The sequence below is a fragment of the Aquihabitans sp. G128 genome (genome assembly GCF_019048865.1).
Taxonomy (GTDB): Bacteria; Actinomycetota; Acidimicrobiia; order Acidimicrobiales; family Iamiaceae; genus Aquihabitans.
On record NZ_CP077604.1, the window covers coordinates 1,004,371 to 1,029,533 of the forward strand.

General features: G+C 73.5%; 19 protein-coding genes and 1 pseudogene. 7 read left to right on the forward strand and 13 right to left on the reverse strand.

Features of this window, described 5'->3' with window-relative positions:
* The first annotated feature begins 86 nt into the window (after positions 1–86).
* On the forward strand, positions 87–1,976 hold the full coding sequence (locus tag KSP35_RS04690; protein ID WP_216999365.1) for a bifunctional diguanylate cyclase/phosphodiesterase: 1,890 nt from the start codon (positions 87–89) through the stop codon (positions 1,974–1,976).
* 23 nt (positions 1,977–1,999) lie between these two features.
* Here KSP35_RS04690 and KSP35_RS04695 read toward each other — a convergent pair whose 3' ends face one another.
* The 7 genes and pseudogenes from KSP35_RS04695 to KSP35_RS25600 all read right to left on the reverse strand — a co-directional run.
* Entirely contained in the window at positions 2,000–2,320 is a 321-nt protein-coding gene (locus KSP35_RS04695; protein WP_216999367.1) for an STAS domain-containing protein, read from the reverse strand.
* 100 nt (positions 2,321–2,420) lie between these two features.
* Positions 2,421–3,431, reverse strand: coding sequence for a Gfo/Idh/MocA family protein (locus KSP35_RS04700; protein WP_216999369.1), 1,011 nt, complete (start codon positions 3,429–3,431; stop codon positions 2,421–2,423).
* 74 nt (positions 3,432–3,505) lie between these two features.
* Positions 3,506–4,090 carry an ATP/GTP-binding protein gene (locus tag KSP35_RS04705; protein WP_217002121.1) on the reverse strand — a complete coding sequence of 195 codons (585 nt, stop codon included), beginning with the start codon at positions 4,088–4,090 and terminating at the stop codon, positions 3,506–3,508.
* 1 nt (position 4,091) lies between these two features.
* A complete protein-coding gene (locus KSP35_RS04710; protein ID WP_216999371.1) occupies positions 4,092–4,445 on the reverse strand; it encodes a DUF742 domain-containing protein in 354 nt (117 codons plus the stop codon).
* Positions 4,442–4,864, reverse strand: coding sequence for a roadblock/LC7 domain-containing protein (locus KSP35_RS04715; RefSeq protein ID WP_216999373.1), 423 nt, complete (start codon positions 4,862–4,864; stop codon positions 4,442–4,444). Before KSP35_RS04715 ends, KSP35_RS04710 begins: the two co-directional genes overlap by 4 nt.
* A complete protein-coding gene (locus KSP35_RS04720; RefSeq protein WP_216999375.1) occupies positions 4,861–6,570 on the reverse strand; it encodes a sensor histidine kinase KdpD in 1,710 nt (569 codons plus the stop codon). Before KSP35_RS04720 ends, KSP35_RS04715 begins: the two co-directional genes overlap by 4 nt.
* Positions 6,571–6,829: 259 nt before the next feature.
* Positions 6,830–8,080 (reverse strand): annotated as a pseudogene (locus tag KSP35_RS25600) (nitrate- and nitrite sensing domain-containing protein); the annotation flags it as partial.
* 190 nt (positions 8,081–8,270) lie between these two features.
* Here KSP35_RS25600 and KSP35_RS04730 point away from each other — a divergent pair.
* The 3 genes from KSP35_RS04730 (at position 8,271) to KSP35_RS04740 (ending at position 10,070) form a co-directional block, all read left to right on the forward strand.
* Positions 8,271–8,780 (forward strand): RDD family protein, encoded by a 510-nt coding sequence (locus tag KSP35_RS04730; protein WP_216999377.1) that lies wholly within the window; start codon positions 8,271–8,273, stop codon positions 8,778–8,780.
* A gap of 151 nt (positions 8,781–8,931) precedes the next feature.
* A complete protein-coding gene (locus KSP35_RS04735) occupies positions 8,932–9,621 on the forward strand; it encodes a DUF4190 domain-containing protein (RefSeq protein ID WP_216999379.1) in 690 nt (229 codons plus the stop codon).
* Positions 9,621–10,070: a DUF2752 domain-containing protein gene (locus KSP35_RS04740; RefSeq protein ID WP_216999381.1), complete on the forward strand. Its 450-nt coding sequence runs from the start codon at positions 9,621–9,623 to the stop codon at positions 10,068–10,070. The genes KSP35_RS04735 and KSP35_RS04740 overlap by 1 nt, the downstream gene beginning before the upstream one ends.
* Positions 10,071–10,134: 64 nt before the next feature.
* On the opposite strand, the gene KSP35_RS04745 is transcribed toward KSP35_RS04740, so the two are convergent.
* Both KSP35_RS04745 and gltB read right to left on the reverse strand, forming a co-directional pair.
* Positions 10,135–11,586 carry a glutamate synthase subunit beta gene (locus KSP35_RS04745; RefSeq protein WP_216999383.1) on the reverse strand — a complete coding sequence of 484 codons (1,452 nt, stop codon included), beginning with the start codon at positions 11,584–11,586 and terminating at the stop codon, positions 10,135–10,137.
* An 11-nt stretch (positions 11,587–11,597) separates the two neighbouring features.
* Entirely contained in the window at positions 11,598–16,139 is a 4,542-nt protein-coding gene (gltB, locus tag KSP35_RS04750) for a glutamate synthase large subunit (protein WP_216999385.1), read from the reverse strand.
* A gap of 213 nt (positions 16,140–16,352) precedes the next feature.
* Here gltB and KSP35_RS04755 point away from each other — a divergent pair, with 213 nt between their 5' ends.
* Together KSP35_RS04755 and KSP35_RS04760 are read left to right on the forward strand one after the other, a co-directional pair.
* Positions 16,353–17,648, forward strand: coding sequence for a M18 family aminopeptidase (locus tag KSP35_RS04755; RefSeq protein WP_216999387.1), 1,296 nt, complete (start codon positions 16,353–16,355; stop codon positions 17,646–17,648).
* Between the two features lie 22 nt (positions 17,649–17,670).
* The gene (locus KSP35_RS04760) at positions 17,671–18,321 is read left to right on the forward strand and encodes a J domain-containing protein (protein WP_216999389.1); all 651 of its coding nucleotides are present in this window, start codon (positions 17,671–17,673) and stop codon (positions 18,319–18,321) included.
* Between the two features lie 85 nt (positions 18,322–18,406).
* On the opposite strand, the gene KSP35_RS04765 is transcribed toward KSP35_RS04760, so the two are convergent.
* The 3 genes from KSP35_RS04765 to KSP35_RS04775 form a co-directional block, all read right to left on the reverse strand.
* The gene (locus tag KSP35_RS04765) at positions 18,407–19,366 is read right to left on the reverse strand and encodes a hypothetical protein (protein WP_216999391.1); all 960 of its coding nucleotides are present in this window, start codon (positions 19,364–19,366) and stop codon (positions 18,407–18,409) included.
* A gap of 114 nt (positions 19,367–19,480) precedes the next feature.
* Positions 19,481–20,797 (reverse strand): M23 family metallopeptidase, encoded by a 1,317-nt coding sequence (locus KSP35_RS04770; protein WP_216999393.1) that lies wholly within the window; start codon positions 20,795–20,797, stop codon positions 19,481–19,483.
* A gap of 105 nt (positions 20,798–20,902) precedes the next feature.
* Positions 20,903–22,198: an acetyl-CoA hydrolase/transferase family protein gene (locus KSP35_RS04775; protein ID WP_216999394.1), complete on the reverse strand. Its 1,296-nt coding sequence runs from the start codon at positions 22,196–22,198 to the stop codon at positions 20,903–20,905.
* Between the two features lie 166 nt (positions 22,199–22,364).
* Here KSP35_RS04775 and KSP35_RS04780 point away from each other — a divergent pair, with 166 nt between their 5' ends.
* On the forward strand, positions 22,365–23,864 hold the full coding sequence (locus KSP35_RS04780) for an AMP-binding protein (RefSeq protein WP_216999396.1): 1,500 nt from the start codon (positions 22,365–22,367) through the stop codon (positions 23,862–23,864).
* On the opposite strand, the gene KSP35_RS04785 is transcribed toward KSP35_RS04780, so the two are convergent.
* Positions 23,770–25,089 carry a DivIVA domain-containing protein gene (locus tag KSP35_RS04785; protein WP_216999398.1) on the reverse strand — a complete coding sequence of 440 codons (1,320 nt, stop codon included), beginning with the start codon at positions 25,087–25,089 and terminating at the stop codon, positions 23,770–23,772. The genes KSP35_RS04780 and KSP35_RS04785 overlap by 95 nt on opposite strands.
* Between the last annotated feature and the right edge of the window lie 74 nt (positions 25,090–25,163).

Consider the following 25,163-nt stretch of genomic DNA (forward strand, 5'->3'; position numbering starts at 1 on the left):
CCGAAGGTGCCAGAACCCCTCATGGCCGCGGCACCGGTGCCGATGGGTACCGATCCGGCAGAGGCCCGGACCCGCGTCAGGGGGAGGTGGGGGACATCGACGTGCGCAGCAGGACCGCCACCCGGAGCCGACGACCGACCGCCGACCACGGCGTGGTCGAGATCGTGGTCCTCACCCTCTCCTGCCTCGTGCTGGCCGTGGTCGCGGTCCACTACCGGGCGGTCGATGCGCTGTCCCGCCACGTCCCGGCGGCGCGCCACGGCACCTACGACGGCATCGTCGCCCTGGTGGTGCTCCTGCCCGTGGCCACCCTCATCTACGCTCGTCGCCGCTACCGCGAGGTCACCGCGGTGCGCCGCGAGCTGGTCCACCTGTCGCTGCACGACGCCCTGACCGGCCTGCCCAACCGGCGCCTGCTCGTCGACTGGCTGGTCGACGACATCGCTCGCTCGCAGCGCGAGAACTCCCAGGCGGCCGTGCTGTTCGTGGACCTCGATCGCTTCAAGTACGTCAACGACACCCACGGCCACGAGGTCGGCGACCGCCTGATGCGCGCCGTGGCCGACCGGCTCAAGAAGGTCACCCGCCCCGAGGATCGCCTGATCCGCTTCGGCGGCGACGAGTTCGTGCTGCTGCTCCCGTGCCTCAACGGGTCGGCCGCCGCCGAGAAGGTCGCCCAGGAGGCCATCCGGGTCATCGAGCAGCCCTTCACCGTCGGCGACGAGTCGCTCCGGATCTCGGCCAGCGTCGGCGTGGCCTTGGCCGAGCACCGGGGCGTCAAGCCGGAGGACGTGCTGCGCGACGCCGACGTGGCGATGTACCAGGCCAAGGCCAGCGGGCCCGGCCAGGTCGTCACCTTCGACCGCTCCATGACCGGGCGCCTCACGCCGGCGACGGCCGAGGAGACCATCCGCGCCGCCCTCGAGGCGGGGGACTTCCACCTCCACTACCAACCGGTCGTGGACCTGGCGACCGGCCAGATCGTCGGCGCCGAGGCGCTGCTGCGCTGGATCTCCCAGTCCCGGGGCACGATGTCGCCCGGTGAGTTCATCCCGATCCTCGAGGAGACGGGCCTGATCGTGCCGGTCGGCACCTGGGTGCTCGAAGAGGCGTGCCGTGAGGCCACCCGCATCCGCCAGGTCCTCGGCGACCACCCGCCCATCACCATCACCGTGAACGTCTCGGCCCGCCAGATCTCCCAGGTGGGCTTCGGCGACGTGGTGGCCAACGCCCTCTCCGCCGCCGGCGTCGGCCACGGCCAGATCCACCTCGAGATCACCGAGGGCGCCCTCATGCACGACGTGAGCTCGGCGTGGGCGGTGCTGCGCCAGACCAAGGCCCTCGGGGTGAAGCTGGCCCTCGACGACTTCGGGACCGGGTACTCGTCGCTGTCCTACGTGCGCCGCTTCAGCCTCGACATGCTCAAGATCGACAAGAGCTTCATCGACGGCATCGACTCGAGCCCCGAGGATCGGGCGATCGTCGAGCACGTGGTGGGGATGGCCGACGCGCTGGGCATGACCACGGTCGCCGAGGGCGTCGAGCGACCCGAGCAGCTGGCGTGGCTGCGCCGGCTTGGGTGCCGCCTCGCCCAGGGCTACGCCCTCTCCCGGCCCTTGAGCGCCGACGACCTCGAGGCGCTGCTGCGCCGTCGCCAGAACGATCCCTACGAGATCGGCTCGGTGCCGACGGGCCCCGCCGACCTCGAGATCCCCGCCCTCTGGGGTCGGGCGTCGGGCGAGCCCAACGAGCACCACGAGCTCGACGGCCCCTTCGAGCTGCCGCGCTCCCGACCGGGCGCAGCGGAGCCCGACGCCGCGCCGCCCCGGGCTCCGGCGGCCGCTGCGCCGGGCCCCACGCGCGACGACGTCATCGACGTGTCGGAGCCGGTCCGCCCGGCCCGCCAGGGCAGCCCCGCACTCCCCCGCCTGCGCGAGTACCGGCCGCCGCAGGACCCCGAGCAGCAGCTCGCCTAGCTCCGGTCGGCGGGGCCGTGGGCTCAGCTGTCGATGGTGAAGAACCGGTCGAGGCCGGTGGTGGCCAGCGCCGAGGCGGGGATCCCCCGGAAGTGCCGCAGCACCAGGTCCCCGCCGGCGAGGCGCAGGCGCTTCGTGGCGGCCACCATGGCGCCCAGCCCGGTGGAGTTCACGAAGGTGACCTCGGCGAAGTCGAGCACCACGGTGGCGGCACCGGCGGCGATGGCGGCGTCGATGGCGTCCACCAGCAGGTGCGAGGTGGCGAGGTCGATCTCCCCGCTCAGGGCGAGCAGCTCCGTGCCGGGGCCGGCCGCAGCGGTGATGGTGAGCGGGGGAAAGGGCATGGGCGACACCGTGCGGTGAGGAGGGTCTGACGCACCCCGGGAACCGAGATACTTCCAGAACTCGGGCGGCTCGGCCAGCGGCTGCGGTCGTCGTGGCCGGTCAGGGCCGGACGGGTGACCCTCCCCCGGCCGCCGAGCGGTAGATCGCGTCGACCAGCCGGTGGGGCCGCACGGCGTCGCGGAACGACGGCGTCGCGGCCCGCCCGGCCGCCACGGCCTGGACGAACGCCGCATCGGGGTTCACCGTGGTGACCCCTGCGGCCCGGCACGCCTCCCGCAGCGCGTCGCCCGCCAGCACCTGTTCGCCCGCCTCCTCGCCGGTGGTCGTCCACGAGAGGGGCCCGTCCCAGTCACCTTCGAGCACCAGGTGGCGCCGCTCGCAGAAGACCTCGACCCGGCGCAGGCTGGGCCGCTCCATGACGTCGTGCCAGATGGTCGTGTGCACGCCGACGCCGCCGCCCTCCAGGTCGAACACGGTGGCCACCGAGTCCTCGATGCCGTCGAGGCCGTGGAAGTTGGCGGACCGCGCCGAGACCGACGCGACCGGGCCGATGGCGTGCTCGAGGATGTCGACGTCGTGGATGGAGTGCTCGAGCAGGGTGCCGGCCCCGGCCCGCTCCTTGTCGCCCCGCCAGACCGAGGCGTACATGCCCTGCACCGGGATGTACTGGTCGTCGCGGAACACGACCGACATCACCCGCCCCGCCGCCGGGTCGGCCACCAGGTGGCGGAGGTAGCCGAACGCCGGCGAGCTGCGCAGCACGAGGCCGACCTGGTTGATCACGCCGGCGGCCTCGACCGCTGCGGCCATCGCTTCGGCCCGATCGCCGTCGAAGGCCAGGGGCTTCTCGCAGAACACGGGCAGGCCCCGGCGGCAGGCCTCGGCCACGAGGCGTTCGTGCTCGGAAGTCCAGGTGCACACGTAGACGGCGTCGCAGCCGTCGAACACGGCCGCTTCGCTGGGCTCGGCGGTGGCGCCCCACCCGGCGGCGAACTCCTCGGCGCGGGCGTGGTCGGGATCGTGCACGCCGGCGAAGGCGACGTCCTCGCCGGACTCGAAGAGGCCCAAGGCGTGGAAGTTGGCGATGAGCCCCGCCCCGAGGAACCCCACCCGAACACCCATCACGCACCTCCGCGCTCGACCGACAGGCCGCCGACCCTACCGAGCGGCCGGTGGTGCGCCGGTCAGGAGGTGGCGCGGAGCAGGGCGTGCTGGACGAGCTCGAGCAGGGTGGCCTTGGTCGACTCGCGCTCACGGGCGTCGAGCATGACCACGGGGGTGTCGGGCGACACGGCGAGGGCTTCGCGCACGTCGTCGGGCGAGTGGGCGCTGGCGCCGTCGAAGCAGTTCATGCCGACCACGAAGGGGATCTTGTGCTCCTCGAAGTAGTCGACCGCCGGGAAGCACTCCTCGAGGCGGCGGGTGTCGATCAGCACGACCGCGCCGATCGCCCCCCGCACGAGGTCGTCCCACATGAACCAGAACCGGTCCTGGCCGGGGGTGCCGAACAGGTAGAGGATCAGGTCGGTGCCGAGCGTGATGCGCCCGAAGTCCATGGCCACGGTGGTGGTGGTCTTGGTGGCCACCTTCGAGGCGTCGTCGATGCCCTCGCTCACGCGGGTCATGGCGGCCTCGGTGGTGAGCGGCTCGATCTCGGAGATCGAGCCCACGAAGGTCGTCTTCCCGACGGCGAAGCCGCCGGCGACCACGATCTTCACCGGCATCGGCGCCGGGCCGGACGACGGATCGACGACCTCGGTCGTCACCATGTCAGAGGGCTTGGAGGCCATCGAGGACCCTTTCGAGGAGTCGGAGGTCGGGGCGGCCGGTGGCCGACCGGGAGTTGACGGCCACGTAGCCCTCGTCGATGAGGTCGCCCAGGATGACCCTGGTGACCCCCAGAGGGAGGCGGAGCCGGGCCGAGATCTCGGCCGTGGACAACGGGGTGGCGAGCAGGGACAGGATCTGGCCCCGCTCGAGGGGCAGGGCGCTGCTCTGCTCCCCCATGGGCGTGCGGTAGACGATCGCCTCGATCTGCAGCTCGGTGCGGGCGCGCGTGCGCCCACCCGTGATCGCATAGGGACGGACCCGGAGGCCGTCGCCGGCGTCGCCGAACGAGCTCATCGGGGCAGGGCGCCCTGGAGCTCGGCCCGCAGCTCGGGCGTGAGGACCTGGCCGGCGCGCTCGACCAGGACGGTCATCTCGTAGGCCACGAGGCCGACGTCGCACTGCCCGTCGGCCACCACGGCGAGGCAGGAGCCGTCGCTGATGCCCGTGACGAAGAGGAACGCCCGCTCCATCTCGATGACGATCTGGGTCACCGCGCCGCCGCCGAAGCGGCCGGCGGCGCCGTAGGCCAGGCCGATGAGGCCCGACGCCACGGCGGCGAACCGGTCGGCGGCGTCGGGGTCGAGGCCGCGGGACACGGCCATGGGGAGGCCGTCGGCGGAGACCACGACCGACTCGCTCACCCCGGGAACGCGGTCGACGAAGTTCTCGACCAGCCAGTTCACGTTGCGAGCGGCAGCGCTCAGATCACTCATGGGTATCCCTCTCGTCGGAAGCGCCGGCGGTGACCGGCTCCTCGGTGCGTGCTCGCTGTTGCCCGTCGCGGTAGCGCGACAGGAGGTTGCGGACCTCGTCGGGCGAGCGCCGGGTGGCGCTCACGCCTCGTTCGGCGTCTGCTCCCGGGATGGCCCGGGCGGCGCCGCCGGGCGCCTGGCGCGGGGTGCGGCGGGCCAGGCCCGCTCCCGTCCGCGTGGGCAGAGCGGTACCGGCGTCGGGCGCTGGTCCGCTGCCGGCGTCGGTCGACGACGGGGCGTCCGGTGCGGCAGGGGTCGACGGGGCGGCGCGGCGGGCCAGGGGCGGGGCCTCGGCGCCGGAGCGGCTGAGCCCGGCGGGCGGGGCGCTGCTGCCGAACAGGCGGGGTGGGGCGCCGTCGGTGCCGGCCGGGGCCGGCTCGTCGTTGCGGCCGAAGAGCCGCGGCGGGGCGGCGTCGTCGAGGAAGAACGGCTTGCTGGCCGCCGCGGGGGGCCTCGCTCTCGCCCGCGCCGGGCCGGGCGCTGGGCGCCCGGCTGGGCAGCGGGGGCAGGGCGGGCGGGGGCCCGTCGAGGCGGGCGCTGGCGGGCGCCTGGACGCCCGAGGCGGCGGTGGCACCGAAGGCGATGGGCTCCGGGAGGGCCTCGGGCGCGGTCGGCGCCGCGTGGGAGGCGGGCTCCGGGTCGACCGGGCCGGTCGACGGGGGCTCGGGCGTCGCGGTGGACGGCTCGACGTTGCGGGCGAACAGCGGCGTCGGGCGATCGTCGAAGGCAGGCGCCGGGCTCTCGGGCGCCGGTGCGGCCGGGGCTGCGGGCGGCGGCGTGAAGGCCATCGGGCCGCCGGCGACACCGATGGGCTCGCGAGGCGGCGGCGGCGAGGCCGTGAGCCGGCGGGTCGGGAGGCCGTTGGCGTGCTGGGCGCCTGCCTCGCTGCTGGACGGGCCCGAGAGGGCCACGACGGGCGGGGCGGCGCTCTCGCCCACCAGGGCGTCCAGGCCGGCGTCGAAGGCCGGGCCCGAGGGCACGGCCTCGGCGAAGGTGGCCGGGCTCGGCCCGGCGCTCTCGGCGCCGTACGGCGTGAAGGCGAGGGGGGCGAGGTCGCCCGTCTGTGGCGCGCTGAGCGTCGGCTCCAGCACCGGCTTGAGCCGACCGGGCACCTCGACCAGCGAGGGGCCGACGGGCCCGGCGCCGGCGGCGAGGGCGTCGGTGACGAGCGACGGCGGGATCGAGACGACGGCGGTCACGCCGCCCGACGGCGACGGCATCATCCGCACGGCGATGCCGTGGCGCCCGGACAGGCGTCCGACCACGATGAAGCCGAGCGACCGGGACAGGGCCAGGCCGACGAGCGGCGGCTTGGCCAGGGACTCGTTGGCGTCGAGGATCTGCTCGCTCGACATGCCGATGCCGTGGTCGGTCACCGAGATCACGTAGCCGTCGGCCTTGGTGCGGTGGCCCACGACCTCCACCCGGGTCTCCGGCGGCGAGAAGTTGGTGGCGTTCTCCATCAGCTCGGAGAGCAGGTGGGCGAGGTCGGCGGCGGCGTTCGAGGCCACGAGGATCTCGTCGAAGCTCAGCAGCTCGATGCGACCGAAGTCTTCGACCTCGGCGAGGGCGGCCCGCACGACGTTGGCCAGCGGAGCCGGCCGGCCCCGGCGCCGGGGCGGCTCGGCACCGGCCAGCACCAGGAGCGACTCGGCGTTGCGCCGCATGCGGGTGGCGAGGTGGTCGAGCTTGTAGAGGTTCTCGAGCTGGTCGGCGTCTTCCTCGCCGCGCTTCGAGCTCGTCGATGAAGTCGATCTGGCGGTCGAGCAGGGCCTGGTTGCGCCGGGCCAGGTTCACGAACATCTCGCCGATGCCCTTGCGGAGCAGGGCCGCCTGCTCGGAGGCCACCTCGCCGGCCACCCGCTGCACGTCGTTGAACGAGCGGGCCAGCCGGCCGATCTCGTCGTTGGAGCCCACCTCGATGGTCTCGAGGGCCCCGAGGTTGATGCCCAGCTCGTCGTCGGACGGGTTCCGCAGCGAGTCGACGAGGCGAGGCATCTGCTCGGTGGCCAGCCGGTCGGCGGCGTCGGTGAGCTTGTTCAGCGGGCGGGTGATGCGCCGGCCGAGGAGCACGGCGCCGGCGGCGGCCACCAGCACGGCGACGGCGGCACCGATCAGGAAGAGGTTGACGGCCTTCTCGGCGTCGGCCTGGGTGGCCTGGCTCTCGGCGATCAGGGTGTCGGCCAGGGTGGTCTCCACCCCGTGGACGTCGCCCAGCACGGTGCTGGTGGCGGCCGTGAGGGCCTTGGGGTCGTTGTCCACCTGCGCCTCGGCGCCGCCGGTCACGGCCTGGTCGCGCGCCGCCACCAGCTGGTTGCGGCTGTCGCTCGTGAGGGCGTCGCGGACCTGGCCCTTGCGCGAGGTGTCGGCGATCGAGGTGAAGATGTCGCTCTGGCTGCTCTCGGTGGCGATGGCCGTCCGGAGCAGGCCGAAGGCCTCTGCGTCGCCGAAGCTCCCGGCCTCGCCGGCGCCCACCAGGAGGGCGCCCTGCTGCGCGATGGCCGCCTTGTAGGCGGCCAGGGCGGCCCCCGTGCGCAGCTGGCTGGCCACCTGCGGGTCGGTGAGGGACTCGGCGACGGTGTCGTTGACCTCGAGGAACGTGGTCTCGAGCGACTGGTAGGTGGTGGCCACCTGGTCCCAGGAGTACCCCTGGTCGACCGCCGAGCGGATGTAGCGGAGCTTGTCGGCGCCGTCGACGGCCAGCGTCGCGGCCGAGCGGAAGCCGGCCGACGAACCGCCCGCCTCGGACTGGAGCTGCGGCAGGGACTCGCCGAGGGCGGCGTCGGTCGCCTTGCGGCTGGCCGCCACCTCGTCGGTCCAGGCATCTCGCCCGGCACCCACGAACGCCGTGCTGTAGAGGGCTTCCTTCTGCAGGGCATCGACCACGTTGCCGTTGGCCCGGGCCACCGCGACCAGGCTGGCGACCCGCCGCCCCTCGTCCGCCGAGTCCTGCCGCGACGCGCGCCGAGCGCGGCCAGCAGCACGATGATGACGATGGGACCCGCCACCAGCAGGATGAGCTTGTTGCGGATCTTCAGGTCGTCGAACACGGGCGTCCTCGCACGTGGAAGGTCGGGGAGCGAGGCAAGCCTCGGTACCTGGGACAGATCGGCCGATCGGCCGCCACCTTGAGCGCGCCGCCGATCGGCGCCCGAGGAGTTGGGCCGTTCGGCCCACGCGCCGACGGCTACGCTCCGCCGGACCCCCCTATCGAGTGCGGGAAAGAGAAGGACAACGACCTCATGAGCGACGTTTCGCAAGGCCCCGGCTGGTGGCAGGCATCTGACGGCAAGTGGTACCCGCCGGAGTCGGCGCCGCCCGCCGCCCCCACCAGCCCGCCCCCCCGCCGGTCCCCCGGCCGGCTTCGGTGGGCCCCCCCGGCCCGTCCTACGGCGCCCCGGCCGGCCCTCCCGGGTTCGGTGCCCCCGCCTACGGCGCCCCGGCGGGCCCTCCCGGGGGTCCCGGCCAGCTGGCCGAGTGGCCGCAGCGGGCCGCCTCCGGCGCCATCGACTTCGTGGCCATCGGCATCATCGGCGCCATCGTCCAGCAGGGCAGCGTGGCGCTCGGCTCGCTCATCAGCCTGCTCGGCCTGGCGTTCGGCATCTACAACGCCTACCTGAACGGCACCACCGGCCAGAGCGTGGGCAAGAAGATCGTCGGCACCCGGGTGGTCGGCGAGGCCACCGGCCAGCCGATCGGCGGCGGCGCCGGCATCATCCGCTGGCTCTGCCACATCATCGACGGCATCATCTGCGGCATCGGCTACCTGTTCCCGCTGTGGGACGCCAAGAAGCAGACCATCGCCGACAAGATCATGAAGACGGTGGTCATCACCGGCCAGCCGAAGCAGTCCTTCGGCGACGCGATCAAGCCCTGATCGAACCCTGAGGGCCGGCCCCGCGCCGGTCCCCGCCACGAGGCCCCGGGCGATCCCCGGGGCCTCGGCGCCCGGGCGCCGGCGGGCGCCCGGGAGCCCACCGGCTACGTTGCGTCGAACCCGAACGCCCGAGATGTGGGAGCGACCACCGATGAGCGACTTCTCCCAAGGCCCCGGCTGGTGGCAGGCCTCGGACCTCAAGTGGTACCCGCCCACCGAGGTGCCCGGCCCCGAGCCGGAGGCCACGACGCCGGCCACCCCCGACTGGGGCGCACCGGCCGGCACCACGCCGTGGGGGACCGACGTCTCCTCGTCGGGCCCGAGCGACTGGGGCTCGGCGCCCGCTGCGGCCGATCCGGGCGCCGCGGCCAGCCCTCCCCCGCTGCCCGGCTCGTACCCGCTGCCCGGCTCGTACCCGCCGCCCGGTGCCGGCACGCCGCCCACCGCTTACGGACCGCCCGCCCCGGGGGCGCCCGCTCCGGGCTGGCCGGCCGCCCCGAGCTACGGCGGCCCCACGGCCGGACCCGGATTCGGCGGGGTGCCGGGCTACCAGGCCTACGGCGCCTACCCCGCCGGCTACGGCAGCGGGAAGCCGTCCGTGCAGGGCCTGGCCACCGCCTCGCTCGTCCTCGGCATCATGGCCATCCTGTTCTTCTGGTGCTGGATCCTGGGCATCCCCCTGGCCGTCATCGGCCTCCCGCTGGGGTTGGTGGCCCGAAGCCGCATCGCCAAGGGTGAGGCCGATCCCGGAGCCAACGGGCTGGCCCTCGCCGGGGTCATCTGCTCGGGGCTGGCCTTGCTCGGCGGCATCGCCGTGGGCGTGCTGATCTTCGCCAGCTGATGGCCGTCGCCCTGCCGCCGTCCCGGCTGGAGCTCCGCGGCGCGGAGGTCGAGCGCGTGCCGCCCGTCGCGGCGCGCGGGTCGGTCCCGGGGTGGGTGGCGGTGGGCGTCGCCGGCGCCGGCACGGTGCTGCTGGCCGGCCGGGCCCTGGGCCTCCACCCTGGTCCGTGCCTGCTGCGTGCCCACGCCGGCCTCGCCTGCCCGGCCTGCGGGCTCACCCGGCTCAGCCTCGCCCTCGGCCGAGGCGACCTCGTGGGTGCCGTCGGTCGCGACCTCCCCGGGGTCACCCTCCTCGCGCTGCTCGCCGTGGCGGCCGGCGCCCAGCTGGCCGCGACCTCGGGCCGGCCGCCGGTCCGGTGGCTCGCCAGCCCGTGGCTGGCCCCGGCGCTCGTCGCCCTGCTCCTGGCCCACTGGGCCGTGACGGTGGCCTTCGGCGGCTTCGCTCCCTGACCGGGGGGCGCGCAGGCTCACCGACCGACGCCGTTGTCGGTCGGCGAGGCCCGCAGCCGCCGCGCTAGCGCAGCGGTGCGGCGGTGGGCTCCAGCGGAGCCGGGAGCAGGGTGTGGCCCATGAGGTCACGGTCGACCGCGGCGGCGCAGGAGCGGCCCTCGGCGATCGCCCACACGATGAGGCTCTGCCCCCGGCCCATGTCGCCCGCCACGTAGACGCCCGGGACGTTGGTGCTCCACTCGCGGTTGCGGGCCACGTTGGACCGCCCGTCGAGCTCGACGCCGAACTGCTCGGTGATCCACGCCGACTCGGGACCGGTGAAGCCCATGGCCAGGAAGACGTAGTCGGCCTCGATCTCGGACTCGGAGCCCTCGACCTTCTCGAAGCGGCCGTCGACCATCTCGACCTCGTGGACCGCCAGGGCGCGGACGCGCCCCTGGCCGTCGTCGATGAAGCGCTCGGTGTTGACCGAGAACACCCGCTCGCCGCCCTCTTCGTGGGCCGAGGCCGTGCGGTAGACCAGCGGCCAGGTGGGCCACGGGGTGGTGTCGGGGCGGTGCTCCGGAGGCTTGGGCATGATCTCGAACTGGCGGATCTCCGAGGCGCCCTGCCGGTGGGCGGTGCCCAGGCAGTCGGCTCCGGTGTCGCCGCCGCCGATGATCACCACCTTCTTGCCGTGCACGTCGATCGGCGAGTGGGTGAGGTCGCCCTCCTGCACCCGGTTGGCGAACGGCAGGTACTCCATGGCCTGGTGGATCCCGCCGAGCTCGCGCCCGGGGATGGGCAGGTCTCGCGCCGCGGTGGCCCCACCGGCGAGCACCACGGCGTCGTAGTCGGCCTTGAGCTGGTCGCCGGTGACGTCGACCCCGACGTTCACGCCGGTGCGCAGCTCGGTGCCCTCGGCCTGCATCTGCTCGAGGCGCCGGTCGAGCTGGCGCTTCTCCATCTTGAACTCGGGGATGCCGTAGCGCAGCAGGCCACCGATGCGGTCGGCCCGCTCGAAGACCACGACGTCGTGGCCGGCGCGGGTGAGCTGCTGGGCGGCGGCCAGCCCGGCCGGGCCGGAGCCGACGACGGCGACCCGCTTGCCCGTCTTGCGCTCGGCCATGACCGGCTTCACCCAGCCCTCGTCCCAGGCGCGGTCGATGATCGAGACCTCGACCTGCTTGATGGTGACCGGGTCCTGGTTGATGCCCAGCACGCAGGCGGCCTCGCAGGGCGCGGGGCACAGCCGGCCGGTGAACTCCGGGAAGTTGTTGGTGGCGTGGAGCCGCTCGATGGCCTCCTGCCAGCGGTCCCGGAACACGAGGTCGTTCCAGTCCGGGATGAGGTTGCCCAGCGGGCAGCCGTTGTTGCAGAACGGGATGCCGCAGTCCATGCAGCGGCTGGCCTGGGTCTCGAGCCGCCCCTCGGCGAAGGGCTCGTAGACCTCCTTCCAGTCCTTGAGGCGGACCGGGACCGGCCGCCGCGCCGGCAGCTCGCGCCCGTGCTTGAGGAACCCCTGGATGTCTCCCACGTCTTCCTCTCTCAGCTCTTGGCGGCGGCCATGATGGCCTCGTCGATGTCGACGCCGGCTTCTTCGGCGTCGCGGATGGCGCCCAGCACCCGCTTGTAGTCCCGCGGCATGACCTTCACGAACTGGCGCACCGAGTACTGCCAGTCCGAGAGGATCCGGCTGGCGACGTCGGACCCGGTCTCGTTCTGGTGGCGGAAGATGGCGGTCACGAGCCACGAGGTGTCGAGGTCGTCGAGCGGGTCGAGGTCGACCATCTCCTTGTTGACCAGGCCTTCGAAGACCCCCTCGGGGTCCCACACGTAGGCGATGCCACCCGACATGCCGGCGCCGAAGTTGCGGCCGGTGGGGCCGAGGATGACGGCCCGCCCGCCGGTCATGTACTCGCAGGCGTGGTCGCCCACGCCCTCGACCACCGCGGTGGCACCGGAGTTGCGGACGCAGAACCGCTCGCCCACCTTGCCCCGGAAGAACGCCTCGCCGCCGGTGGCGCCGTAGAGCAGCACGTTGCCGGCGATGATGTTGTCCTCGGCGGCGAAGTCGACGTGCGGCGCCTCCGGCGGGCGGACCACGATGCGGCCGCCCGACAGGCCCTTGCCGGCGTAGTCGTTGGCCTCGCCGTACAGGCGCAGGGTGACGCCCTTGGGCACGAAGGCGCCGAAGCTCTGGCCGGCAGCGCCCCGGAAGGTGACCTCGATGGTGTCGTCGGGCAGGCCGAGCCCGCCGTGGCGCTTGGTGACCTCGTGGCCGAGCATGGTGCCCACCGTGCGGTTCACGTTGCGGACCGGGAACTCGAGCTGGATCGGCGTGCTGGTGTCGATGGCCTGGCGGGCCGCCGAGATCAGCTGCTGGTCGAGCGCCCGCTCCAGGCCGTGCTCCTGGCCCTTGGTGTTGTAGAGCTCGTCGCCGAAGGGCCGCTCGGGCACGTGGAGGATGGGCGTGAGGTCGAGGCCGGCGGCCTTCCAGTGGTCGACGGCCTTGCGGGTGTCGATGGCCTCGGCGTGGCCGATGGCCTCCTGGATGGACCGGAAGCCCAGCTCGGCGAGGTACTCGCGGACCTCCTCGGCGATGAACTCGAAGAAGTGCTCGACGAACTCCGGCTTGCCGGCGAAGCGCTCGCGCAGCTCGGGGTTCTGGGTGGCGATCCCCACCGGGCACGTGTCCAGGTGGCAGACGCGCATCATGATGCAGCCCGAGACGACCAGGGGGGCGGTGGCGAAGCCGAACTCCTCGGCGCCCAGCAGGGCGGCCACGACGACGTCGCGGCCGGTCTTGAGCTGGCCGTCGGCCTGCACGACGATGCGGTCGCGGAGGCCGTTGAGCAGCAGGGTCTGCTGGGTCTCGGCCAGGCCGAGCTCCCAGGGGCCGCCGGCGTGCTTGAGCGAGGTGAGCGGGCTGGCGCCCGTGCCGCCGTCGTGGCCCGAGATGAGCACGACGTCGGCGTGGGCCTTGGACACCCCGGCGGCCACGGTCCCCACCCCGACCTCGGCCACCAGCTTCACGTGGATGCGGGCGGCCGGGTTGGCGTTCTTGAGGTCGTGGATCAGCTGGGCCAGGTCCTCGATCGAGTAGATGTCGTGGTGCGGCGGCGGGCTGATCAGGCCCACGCCGGGCGTGGAGAACCGGGTCTTGGCCACCCACGGGTACACCTTGTGGCCCGGCAGCTGGCCGCCCTCGCCGGGCTTGGCCCCCTGGGCCATCTTGATCTGGATGTCGTCGGCGTTGGTGAGGTACTCGCTGGTGACCCCGAAGCGGCCCGAGGCCACCTGCTTGATGGAGCTGCGGCGCTCCGGGTCGTACAGGCGGTCGGCGTCCTCGCCGCCCTCACCGGTGTTGGACTTCGCGCCCAGCCGGTTCATGGCGATGGCCAGGTTGGTGTGGGCCTCGGCGGAGATCGAGCCGTAGCTCATGGCGCCGGTGGAGAAGCGCTTCACGATCTCGCTGACCGGCTCGACCTCGTCGATCGGGACCGGCTGGCGGTCGCCCGGGGTGAGGTCGAACAGCCCGCGGAGGGTGGCCAGGCGGGCGCTCTGGTCGTCGACCAGCTTGGTGTACTCCTTGAAGACCTCGTAGCGACCCGTGCGGGTGGCGTGCTGGAGCTTGAACACCGTCTCCGGGTTGAAGAGGTGGTACTCGCCCTCGCGGCGCCACTGGTACTCGCCGCCGACCTCGAGCTCGCGGTGGGCCCGCTCGGTGGGGCGATCGGGGTAGGCCTTGGCGTGGCGGGCGGCCACCTCGGCGGCCACCTGCTCCAGGCCGATGCCGCCGAGCTTGGAGGTGGTGCCGGTGAAGTACTCGTCCACCAGCTCGGCGCCGAGGCCCACGGCCTCGAACACCTGGGCGCCGGTGTAGCTGGCCACGGTGGAGATGCCCATCTTGGACATGACCTTGAGCACGCCCTTGCCGGCGGCCTTGATGTACTTGCCCACCGCGTCGTCGAGGGCGACGTCGGCCAGGGCGCCCCGGGCGATCATGTCCTCGACCGTCTCGAAGGCCAGGTAGGGGTTGATGGCCGCCGCGCCGTACCCGATGAGCAGCGCCATGTGGTGCACCTCGCGGGCGTCACCGGCCTCGACCACCAGGCCGACGTTGGCCCGGGTCTTCTCCCGCACCAGGTGGTGGTGCACCGCCGAGGTGAGCAGGAGCGACGGGATGGGCGCCAGCTCGCGGGTGGAGTCGCGGTCGCTGAGCACCACGATGTTGGCGCCCGAGGCGATGGCCTCGCTGGTCTGGCGACGCACGTCGTCGAGCGCCTGGCGCAGCGCCTCGCCGCCGCCGGCCACGGGGTAGAGGCCCTTCACGACCACGGCGCCGAAGTCGTCGAGCGCCTCGCCGACGTGGATCAGCTTGGCCAGCTGGTCGTTGTCGAGGATCGGGAACGGCAGCTGGATCTGGCGGCAGGAGCGGGCGGTGGGCTCGAGCAGGTTCTGCTCCGGGCCGATGGTGCCGCCGAGGCTGGTGACGAGCTCCTCGCGGATGGCGTCCAGCGGCGGGTTGGTGACCTGGGCGAAGAGCTGGGCGAAGTAGTCGAACAGCAGCCGCGGCCGCTCGGAGAGCACGGCGATCGGCGTGTCGGTGCCCATGGAGCCGAGGGCCTCGCCGCCGGTGCGGGCCATGGGGGCGATGAGGATCTTCTGGTCCTCGATGGTGTAGCCGAAGGTGAGCTGGCGGCGGACGACGTCGCCGTGCGGGTAGCGCACGTGCGGGCGATCCGGCAGGTCGTCGAGCTCGATGATCCCGGCGTCGAGCCACTCCTGGTAGGGGTGCTCGGCGGCGAGGGCGCCCTTGACCTCGTCGTCGGAGACGATGCAGCCCTGGGCGGTGTCGACCAGGAACATCTTCCCGGGCTGGAGGCGGCCCTTCTGGACCACCTGCTCGGCCGGGATGTCGAGGAGGCCGGCCTCGGAGCCGAGGACCACGAGCCCGTCGGTGGTCACCCAGTAGCGCCCGGGGCGCAGGCCGTTGCGGTCGAGCACCGCGCCGACGACCGTGCCGTCGGTGAAGCACACGTTGGCCGGGCCGTCCCACGGCTCCATGAGCGACGAGTGGAACTTGTAGAACGCCCGCTTGGCGGGGTCCATGAGGTCGTGGTTCTCCCACGCCTCGGGGATCATCATCAGCACGGCGTGGTGGATGGGCCGCCCGCCGAGGTGCAGCAGCTCGAGGACCTCGTCGAAGCTGGCGGTGTCCGACGCGTCGGGCGTGCAGATCGGGAACATCCGCTCGATGTCGCCGGGGAACAGGTCGCTGGCGAGCAGGGCCTCACGGGCCCGCATCCAGTTGCGGTTGCCCTTGACCGTGTTGATCTCGCCGTTGTGGGCCAGGTAGCGGTACGGGTGGGCCAGCGGCCACGACGGGAACGTGTTGGTGGAGAACCGCGAGTGCACCAGGGCGAGGGCGCTCTCGAAGCGCTCGTCGGCCAGGTCGGGGTAGAAGTCCCGCAGCTGCGGGGTGGTGAGCATCCCCTTGTAGACGATCGTGCGGCACGAGAGGCTCGGGAAGTAGACGGTCTCGTCGCCTTCGGCGATCTCGTGCTCGATGCGCTTGCGGGCCACGTAGGCCCGGCGCTCCAGGTCCAGGCCCTCGAACGAGGCGCCGGGCCCGGCCAGGAAGAGCTGCTTGAAGGTGGGCATGGCGCCCAGCGCGCCGGAGCCCAGCGAGTCGGCCACGGTGGGCACGTCCCGCCACGCCAGCACCTCGAGGCCCTCGGCGGCGACGATCTTCTCGATGGCCTCCACCGTGCCCGCCACGGCGGCATCGTCGCCCCGGATGAACGCGATGCCGGTGGCGTACCGGCCGGCCTCGGGCAGCTCGACGTCGAGCACGGCGCGGTAGAACGCGTCGGGGATCTGGGTGAGGATGCCGGCGCCGTCGCCCGTGTTGGTCTCGGCGCCCGAGGCGCCCCGGTGGTCGAGGTGGACGAGGGCGGTGATGCCCTGCTCGACCAGCTCGTGGCTCTGGCGCCCGTGCATGTCGACGACGAACGCGACGCCGCAGGCGTCGTGCTCGAACGCGGGGTCGTAGAGACCTTGGGCAGGCGGCGGCGAGGTGGTCATCGGCGTCGGTTCCTCCAACGGGTGGGACGGGGGAACTGGGATTGGGGACGCCGTTGGCCCGTATCGCAGGTCGGACGATCGTACCCGAGGAACCCGATCTGCCACGAACCGGTTCGGGCCCCGGGCGGACAGGTGCCCGACAGGTCCCCGAGACCGAGCCGACGCCGGGAGGAGCTCCACCGGGGCGCTCCGGAGCGCCGTAGCCTCGCCCTCGTGCACCCCGTCGACGACCTGCTCGCCTTCGTCTCCGCCGCGCCGTCGCCGTACCACGCGGTCGAGGAGGCCTCGCGGCGCCTGGTGGCCGCCGGCTTCACCGAGCTCGACCTGGCCGGACCGTGGGACGACCCCACCGATCGAGGCTTCGTGGTGCGCGGCGGCGCCCTCGTGGCGTGGGCCGTGCCCGCCTACGCACCGGCATGGGCCCCCTTCCGCATCGTCGGCGCCCACACCGATTCGCCCAACCTCCGGGTGAAGCCCCGGCCCGACACGGGGGCGGCGGGCTGGCGGCAGGTGGCCGTCGAGGTCTACGGCGGTGCCCTCTGGAACTCGTGGCTCGACCGGGACCTCGGGCTCTCGGGGCGGGTGGCCGTCAGCGGCCGGCCCGACCCGCTGCTGGTCCGGGTGGACCGACCGCTCCTGCGGATCCCGCAGCTGGCCATCCACCTCGACCGCGACGTCAACGGCGGCGGGCTCAAGCTCAACCCCCAGCAGCACCTCACCCCGGTCTGGGGCGTCGGGCCGGTGCGGGAGGGCGACTTCGTCGACTTCCTGGTCGACGAGCTGCCCGACGGCGTCGACGCCGCCGACATCACCGGCTGGGACCTCATGGTCCACGACCTCACCCGACCCGCCCGCCTCGGGCTCCACGAGGAGCTGGTGGCGTCGGCCCGGCTCGACAACCTGTGCTCGTGCTGGGCCGGCATCGAAGCGCTGGTCCAGGCCAGCTCCGCCGACGGGTTCGACGAGGGCGCCGATCGGGCGGCGGTCCAGGTGGTCTGCCTGTTCGACCACGAGGAGGTCGGGTCCACGTCGTCGACGGGCGCCGACGGCGCCCTGCTCGCCCAGGTCCTGGAGCGCTCGGTGCTCAGCCGGTCCGGTGACCGCGACGACCTGATCCGCGCCCTCGCCGGCTCGCTGTGCGCCTCGGCCGACATGGCCCACGCCACCCACCCCAACTACGCCGAGCGCCACGAGCCGGGCCACCACGTGGCCATCGACGGCGGGCCCGTCATCAAGGTCAACGCCAACCAGCGCTACGCCACCGACGGCGTCACCGCGGCGGCCATGGTCGACGCCTGCGAGCGCGCCGATGTCCCCCACCAGGTCTTCGTGGGCCGCAACGACGTGCCCTGCGGATCCACCATCGGTCCGCTCACCGCCGCCCGCCTCGGGATCGCCACGGTCGACGTCGGGGTGGCCCAGCTGTCCATGCACTCGGCTCGCGAGCTCTGCGGGGCCGAGGACCCGCCCCGCCTGGCCGCCGCCCTCGCCTCGTTCCTGGCCCCGTGAGCCGCCAGCGTCGGATGGCCCGGTGAACCGGGTGGAGGCGTCCCGCGTGCTCGGCGTCGAGCTGGGGGCGCCGTGGGGCGAGGTCCGCCAGGCCTACCTCGAGCGCATCCGCGCCCACCACCCGGACCACGCCGGCAGCTCCGGCACCGACGAGTCGGTGCGCATCATCGAGGCCTACGCCTTCCTCGAGGCCCGCAAGGCCGACGCGCCCACCGCCCGGCCCGACCCTGCGGCGGCGGCCACCGCCCGGGCCCAGGCCCGGGCCCGGTCGCACGTGGCCGACCCCGAGCCGGTCGCGCCGCCGGTCGAGCGTCCCCGCTGGTCGTCGCGCTGGGTGGCGCCGGAGGGCCCGGTCCCCCGCTTCGCCCGCCTCGACGCCGACACCATCGCCTTCGCCGCGCCGGCCGACGAGGCCTTCCGCTGGCTCATCGACGTCGCCCACGACATCGGCGAGATCACCTACCTCGACCGGTCGGTGCCCATCCTCGAGGTGCTGTGCCGCTTCGTGGGCGAGCCCGCCACGTCGCTCGTCATCACGCTGCAGGGCCGCCAGGACGGGACCGAGGCGTTCTGCACCGCCGAGTCCATCGAGGCCCGTCCCGCGCCGCCCACCGAAGCGGTGGTCGACCTGCTCGAGGCCGCCCTCACCGACCGGGCCGAGCGCGAGGCGTGAGCCCCGACGGCCAGGCGGCCGGGGCGCGCGACGGCCCCGGACCAGAGGTCCGGGGCCGTCGCCCGACAGGGCACCCGCTCGGGGGCTACCGGTTGTAGTAGCCGGCGGTGTGGACGGTCAGGGCGATGTCCTCGACCACGCTGACCTTGAGGTCACCGGCATCGAGCCGATCGATGAACGGCCGGGCGGCGGCGGCGCTCGGCGACCGGCCGGTGAGGGTCTGGAAGGCGGCGGTCACGGTGTCGCTGTTCGTGGCCGGGGCCTGGGGCTTGTGCTGCAGGGCGGCCAGCAGGTTCTTGGCCTTCACGTTGAGGACCTCTCGGGCATCCGCCTTCACCTTCAGCGCCGCGGCCTCGGCCCCGTGGATGCCCATGCGGTCGATCTGCGGCAGGGCGTTGGGGTCGACGGTCATCGAGACGGCACCGACCGGCTCGGTGGTCGCACCCAGGTTGCGGAGGGCCTTGACGTTGGCAGCCGCAGACGTCCGGCGAGCCACGCCGACCTTGCGCCGGGGTGCGGCCTTGCGGGCCTTGGCCACGGCCGATCGGGTCGGCTTGAGCGCCGCACTGGCGGTGGCCGTGCGGAGGCTGCTGGTGCTGCGGAGCGCCCGGGCCTCGGTGGGAGCGGCGGCGACCGTGTAGGCGAAGGTCGGCGAGAGGTACAGGACCGCCGGCTCGGACTCGCCGTCGAGGGGGCCCTCGGCGCAGTACCAGTTGAGCTCCAGCTGCTTGTCGGTGTCGTTCAGGCCGATCTGGGCGTCGAGGTGCAGGGAGCCGCCGGCCCCGGTGATCGACTCGAACTGCTCACCCTGGCCCCCGTCGAGCCAGGTGAGGAAGTAGCCGATGTAGGCAGGGTCACCGGCGTCGGTGACGCACCCCTCGATGTCGATGGAGATGGCCTGGTTGTAGACGCCGACGCCGCCGTCGACGACGGGGCTGCCGTTCGAGGTCACGCTGATGATCGGATCGGCCGAGGCGGTGCCCGGGGCGAGGACGGCAGCACCGCCGAGGGCGAGTGCGGTGGCAAGGACGGAGATGCGCTTCATGGTGGGTTCCTCCCGTGGTGCCCAGGTGGCTGAGCGTCGTCGGTTCTGACGACTGCCCAGACCATGCGCCTCGGACCATGACCGAACCATGAACGAGGGCGGGGCCCTCGGGATTCAGTTGCCGCCGGCGGCGGTGCGCTCGCGGGCTTCCTGCTCGTAGGAGCCCACCGGGAGGTTGAAGTCGACCACGCCCTCGGGGTCGATGGGGACGCCCTTGATCCGCGTCTCGAAGTGCAGGTGCGGGCCGGTGGAGAGGCCGGTCGAGCCGACGCGGCCGATGGGGTCGCCGCGCTTCACGACCTGGCCGGGCTGCACCAGGATCTGGCTCTGGTGGCCGTAGAGCGTGGCCAGCGAGTGGCCGTGGTCGATGACCGTGGCGTTGCCGTAGCCGCCGCGCTCGCCGGCGATCACCACGACGCCGTCGGCCGGGGCGTAGATCATCGTGCCGCTCGGAGCCCCGAGGTCGCCGCCGGCGTGCAGCCGGCTGACGTGCAGGATCGGGTGGAACCGCATGCCGAACTTGGACCCGATCTTGTAGCCGGGGATCGGGTTCGTGATCTCGACGTCGCCGGGCACCCAGTCCGGCTGGCCCGCCTGCAGCTGGGCCAGGATCAGCTGGACGCCGTCGGAGGAGCGGTTGATCGAGTTGATCCGCCCCTCGATGATCGCCTTGCGGGCCTGGACCTCGCGGAGCTTCGCCTGCTCGTCGGCCACCTGGACGTTGACCTCGTCCACCAGCTGGCCCTGGTTGAGGGTGGAGGCGGCGATGAACCTCGACGCCTCCTCGATGTCGTCGCGGCGGGCCTTGGCCTTGGCACGGGCCCGCTTGGCCGACCGCTCCGCCCTGCGGCGATCGGCGCGGGCGTCCTCGAGCTCCTTCACCAGCTGGTCGCTGTCGCCCACCGCGGCGCGGGAGTAGGCCACCGCCTGTCCGGCCTCCTCGCCGTTCTCGGCGCCGAGGATGGCGGTGAGCACGTCGCTGTCGTCGCCGCCGCGCACGTAGGCCGCCACGATCTGCTTGCGCAAGCGGTCCTCGGCGTCGGTCACGCGCCGGTCGGCGGCCTTGCGCGCCGCCACCTGGCGCTTCTCCAGGGCCAGGGCGTCGTCGAGGGCGGCGTGGGCCCCGAGCAGGTCGACCTGGGACTGGTGGAGGTCGGCCTTGAGGCGGTCCAGCTCCTTGGTGAGCGCCACCCGCTTGAGCTGGGAGGCCTGGTACGCATCGACCAGGGCCGACTCCTGGCCGATGACCTCGTCGTACTCGCCCTTGAGGCTGGTGTCGGCGCCGTCCTGGCCCTCCTGGCGGGGGGCGGCCGGGGTGGCGGGGGCCGCGCCGCTGAGGGTGGGCGCGGCGAAGGCCGAGGTCAACAGGGCGGCGGCGACCACCGCCGAGGCCACCCGACGGCGGCCGATGGCGCGAACGAACCTCTGCAAAGCCTTCATCTCTCCCCGAGTGTTCCCCTCGGGACGACGGTAGTCCTTCTCCAAGGGTTCCCCATCGGCGGCCGGCCCCCGAAATCGAGGGCCTCCTCCGGGTGATCAGCCGGGCGGCCACATCTCGGCGTCGGCGAGCAGCTGGTCGCGGAAGTCGGGGTGGGCGATGGCCGCCAGGGCTCGGGCCCGCTCGCGGACCGTGCGGCCCCGCAGCTCGGCGACGCCGTGCTCGGTGACCACGACGTCGAGCTGGTGGCGGGGCGTGGTGATGATGGTGCCGGCCGGGAACTGCGACGCGATGCGCGAGACCCGCTGGCCGTTGACGGTGGTGCTCGACCGGAGGCAGATGAGCGACCGGTCCTCCAGCTCCAGGCCCGACGCCGCCACGAAGTCCTCGTGGCCGCCGATGCCGGAGTACTGGGCCCCGGCCAGGGTGTCGGCCACCGCCTGGCCGGCGAGGTCGACCGCCAGCGCCCCGTTGATGGACACCATCTTCGAGTTCTGCGAGATCACCTCGGGCGAGTTCACGAGGTGGACGGGCAGGAACCGGACCTCCTCGTTGCCGTCGAGCCAGTCGTAGAGCTCGCGGGTGCCGGCGGCGAAGGTGGTGATCGAGTAGCCGTCGTAGACGCCCTTGACGTTGGTGACCTTGCCGGCCTGGTGCAGCTTCATGCAACCGGTGGTGAACATCTCCGAATGGATGCCGAAGCCGCCCACCGGGCCTTCCGCCAGCAGGGTGGCGACGGTGGACGGGATGCCGCCGATGCCCGTCTGGATGGTGCAGCCCTCGGTGACGAAGGCGGCCACCTGCTCGGCGATGGCACGCTCCTCCGGGCTGGGCTCGGGCTCGCCGATCACGAAGGGCTCATGGTCGGTCTCGACCAAGACGTCGATGCGATCGACGTGGATGCGGTGGCCGTGCTCGCCCAGGCCCAGCGTGCGCGGGTAGCGGGAGCTGGCCTCCACCACGAGGATGCGATCCGGGTCGTCGGCGGTCTTCTCGATCTGGCCGATGGTGGCCCCGGCGTGCAGCGACAGCGAGCACCAGCCGCCGGCGTCGGGCGGGGTGGCCGCGGTGGCCATCACCCGGGGGTTGATGGCCTCCAGCGCCGGGGCGAAGCGGCGGAAGTCGGCGGGGACGAACTCGATGGCCCCGCCCTGGTCGCGCATGAGCCGCTCCAGCGGGCCGAAGAACCCCGACAGGAACCGCACGTTCGGCCGGCCGAAGACCTCGTAGAAGTCGGTGAGCAGGGCCCCCGTGATCAGGAGGTCCTCCCAGTCGGTCCGGCCGCCCAGGGCGTGCAGGAAGCCGCCGGGGTGGCCAGGCCCGAGCGGGATCCCCACCACGTCCACGGGCCGCACCAGGGCGGCCGCCTCCTCAGGGCTCAGTCGCTCCGTCATGGCCCCGGACACTAGGTCCCCGCCCCGCTCCCGCCGTTCGACCACGCCCGTTCCCGCCACCCCGCCGAACGGGGCTGGAACCTGCCGCCGGGACGACCAGATCCCGACCCGCTTCGAGGTGGTGGGGTGCGGGGCCGGGCCGAGGTGGCCGCTACCGTCGGCGGCCATGGGATCTGACGGGGCGTCACCTCTGCCGGCGGCAGCCACCTCCCTGGTGGTCGACGAGCGGCGGGCGTGGTCGGCCGACGAGGTCTGGGACGTCGCCGACCGCATCGCCCACCTCACCCGGGCCGCCACCGGCGACGGGGACCTGCGCATGGCGGTGTTCGCCGAGAACGCCGCCGAGTCGGTCATCGCCCACGTCGGCGGCCTGCGGTCCGGGTCGTCGGTGGTGCCCGTCAACAGCCACCTGAGCGCCACCGAGGCGGCGTACCTGCTCCGGGTGGCCGACGTGTCGCTGGTGGTCGCCGGGCCCGGCACCGCCGAGCGGGCGCGAGCTGCGGCGGCCGAGGTCGGCCACTGCGAGGTCCACGTGTGGGACGAGACCGGTTGGGACGACTGGCTGGCATCGGCACCGGCCGGTCCGCCGGCGGACGATCGGCCGATCCCGCCGAACCTGCTCTTCACCTCGGGCACCACCGGCACGCCCAAGGCCACCGAGCTGCCGCCCAACGTCTTCCCCCGGCGACGGTCGTGGGCCGGGTTCGTCGAGGCGCTGGCCGCCAACCGGTTCGTGGGCAGGGGCCGCCACCTCGTGGTCGCTCCCCTCCACCACACCGGTCCGCTCAACGCGGTGCGGGCCCTCGCCGTGGGCACGCCCATCGGCGTGCTCGACCGGTTCGACGCCCGTCGCACCCTCGACGCCATCCGCGCCTGGGAGATCGGCTCCACCACGCTGGTCCCCACCCACCTCTCCCGCCTCGCCGCCCTGCCGGCGGACGTGCGCTCGGCCGCCGACACCTCGACGCTGCAACTCGTCTTCCAGACCGGCGCGTCGTGCCCGGTCGACGTGAAGCGGGCGATGATCGAGTGGTGGGGCCCGGTGCTGCTCGAGGCCTACGGCGCCACCGAGGTGGGCGTCACCTCCGCCATCACCAGCCAGGACTGGCTGGAGCACCCGGGCTCGGTGGGCCGGGCGGTGCCGCCCTACACCGCCGTGGTGGTCGACGACGCCGGCGACGAGGTGGAGCCCGGCGTCGAGGGACGCCTCTGCTTCCGCGACGCCACCGGGCGCGGCATCGTCTACCACGACGACCCCGAGCGCACCGCGGCAGCCCACGTGGCGCCGGGCGTGTTCACCCTCGGCGAGATCGGCAAGGTCGACGCCGACGGGTTCGTCTACGTCACGGACCGCTTCGCCGACATGGTGGTGACCGGCGGCGTGAACGTCTACCCGGCGGAGATGGAGCAGGTGCTGATCGCCCACCCGGCCGTCGCCGACGTCGCCGGCATCGGCGTGGCCCACCCCGACCTGGGTGAGCAGCTCGTGGCCCTCGTCGTGCCCGAGGACCCTGCTGCCCCGCCGTCGCCCGAGGCGCTGCAGGCCTGGTGCGAGGAGCGGCTCTCGCGCTTCAAGTGCCCGCGCCAGGTCCGCCTGGTCGCCACGCTCGACCGCAACCCGCTCGGCAAGCTCGACAAGAAGGGCCTGCGCGTCCAGCACGGCTGACGTGCCCCACGGCGCGCCGCCGCGCCGGCCCCCGTGGTCGGGCCGGCGCGGCGTCGGCGGTGCCGTGGATCGTGGGGCACGAGGGCCCGGGGCTCAGCCGGCCTCGGACGCCTTGGCCGTGGGCTCGTCGTCCGCCTCGGCCGCGTCCTGGTCGGCCACCAGGCGGGGGGGCGAACATCTCGGTCCGGCCCAGCTCCACCGGAGCGGTGCGGGCCCGGTCGTCGAGGACCTTCTGGGCCATCGTCGTGAGGGCCTGCAGCCCGTCGGCGGCCTTGGCCTCCTCGGTGCGGAGGTTGTCGAGGTCGTAGCGGGCACCGGCCAGCAGGTCGGCCACGTGGAGGCGGGTCTTCTCGTCGGCCTCGGCGAGGTGGTCGGTGGCCCGGGCCTCGGCGTCGGCGATGGTGCGCTGGGCCTCGGAGCGAGCGGCCTCGAGGACCTCGGCGGCCTTGGCGCGGTCGTCACGGGCGGCCGAGAGCCGGGCCTGCGACCACTCCTCGGCCTGGGCCCGCACCTTGGCGGCGTAGGCGTCGGCGGCCTCGGCGGTCCGGCTGGCGTCGGACTTGGCGGCGGCGAGGACGTCGTCGGCCTGGCCGTTGGCCTCCGCCAGCAAGCCCTCGGCCTCGGCCTCGGCCCGGGTCAGGATCCGCGAGACGCGGTCGCCCACGTCCTCCCACCGGCCGGTCTTGGCCTGCTCGAGCTCCCCGGCGGCCTCTTCGCGGAGCCCCTCGGCCTCGGCACGAGCGCTGGCCAGGAGCGCGTCGGCAGCCTCCTGGGCGGCCGCGATGGCGGCCGCGGCTTCGTCCCGAGCGGTCTCGCGGGCCACCTCGGCCTCGGCCTGGGCCTCGGTCACCAGGTCGTCGGCCTGGCGGCGGGCACCGGCCAGGATCTGCTCGGTCTCCTCGTCGACATCGACGGGCTCGCCCCGCTCGTCGTCCACCCGGCGGAGGTCTTCACGGGCCTGGGTGAGCTCGGCGACGAGGAGCTGGTGCTCGTGGCGGGCCGCCGCCACCTCCTGCTCGGCGTCGCGGAGCATCTCCTCGGCCTCGAGCTTGGCCTCGGCGATGATGTCCTCGCGCTCGCGGCCGATGTCGGCCATCGATCCCGTGCCGCCCGCCGCGGCCTCCTTGGCCACCCGGGCCAGGAAGCGGTCGACGGCCGCCGGGTCGTAGCCCTTGCGGGCCTGCGGGAAGGTCTGGCTGGTGATCTGTTCGGTGGTGAGGGTCACGGGTGCAGCTCCAACGGCGTCGTCGGGATGCCCCCCGGCACCCCTCTCGTCCGATGCGATTCGCCGCCGATGTC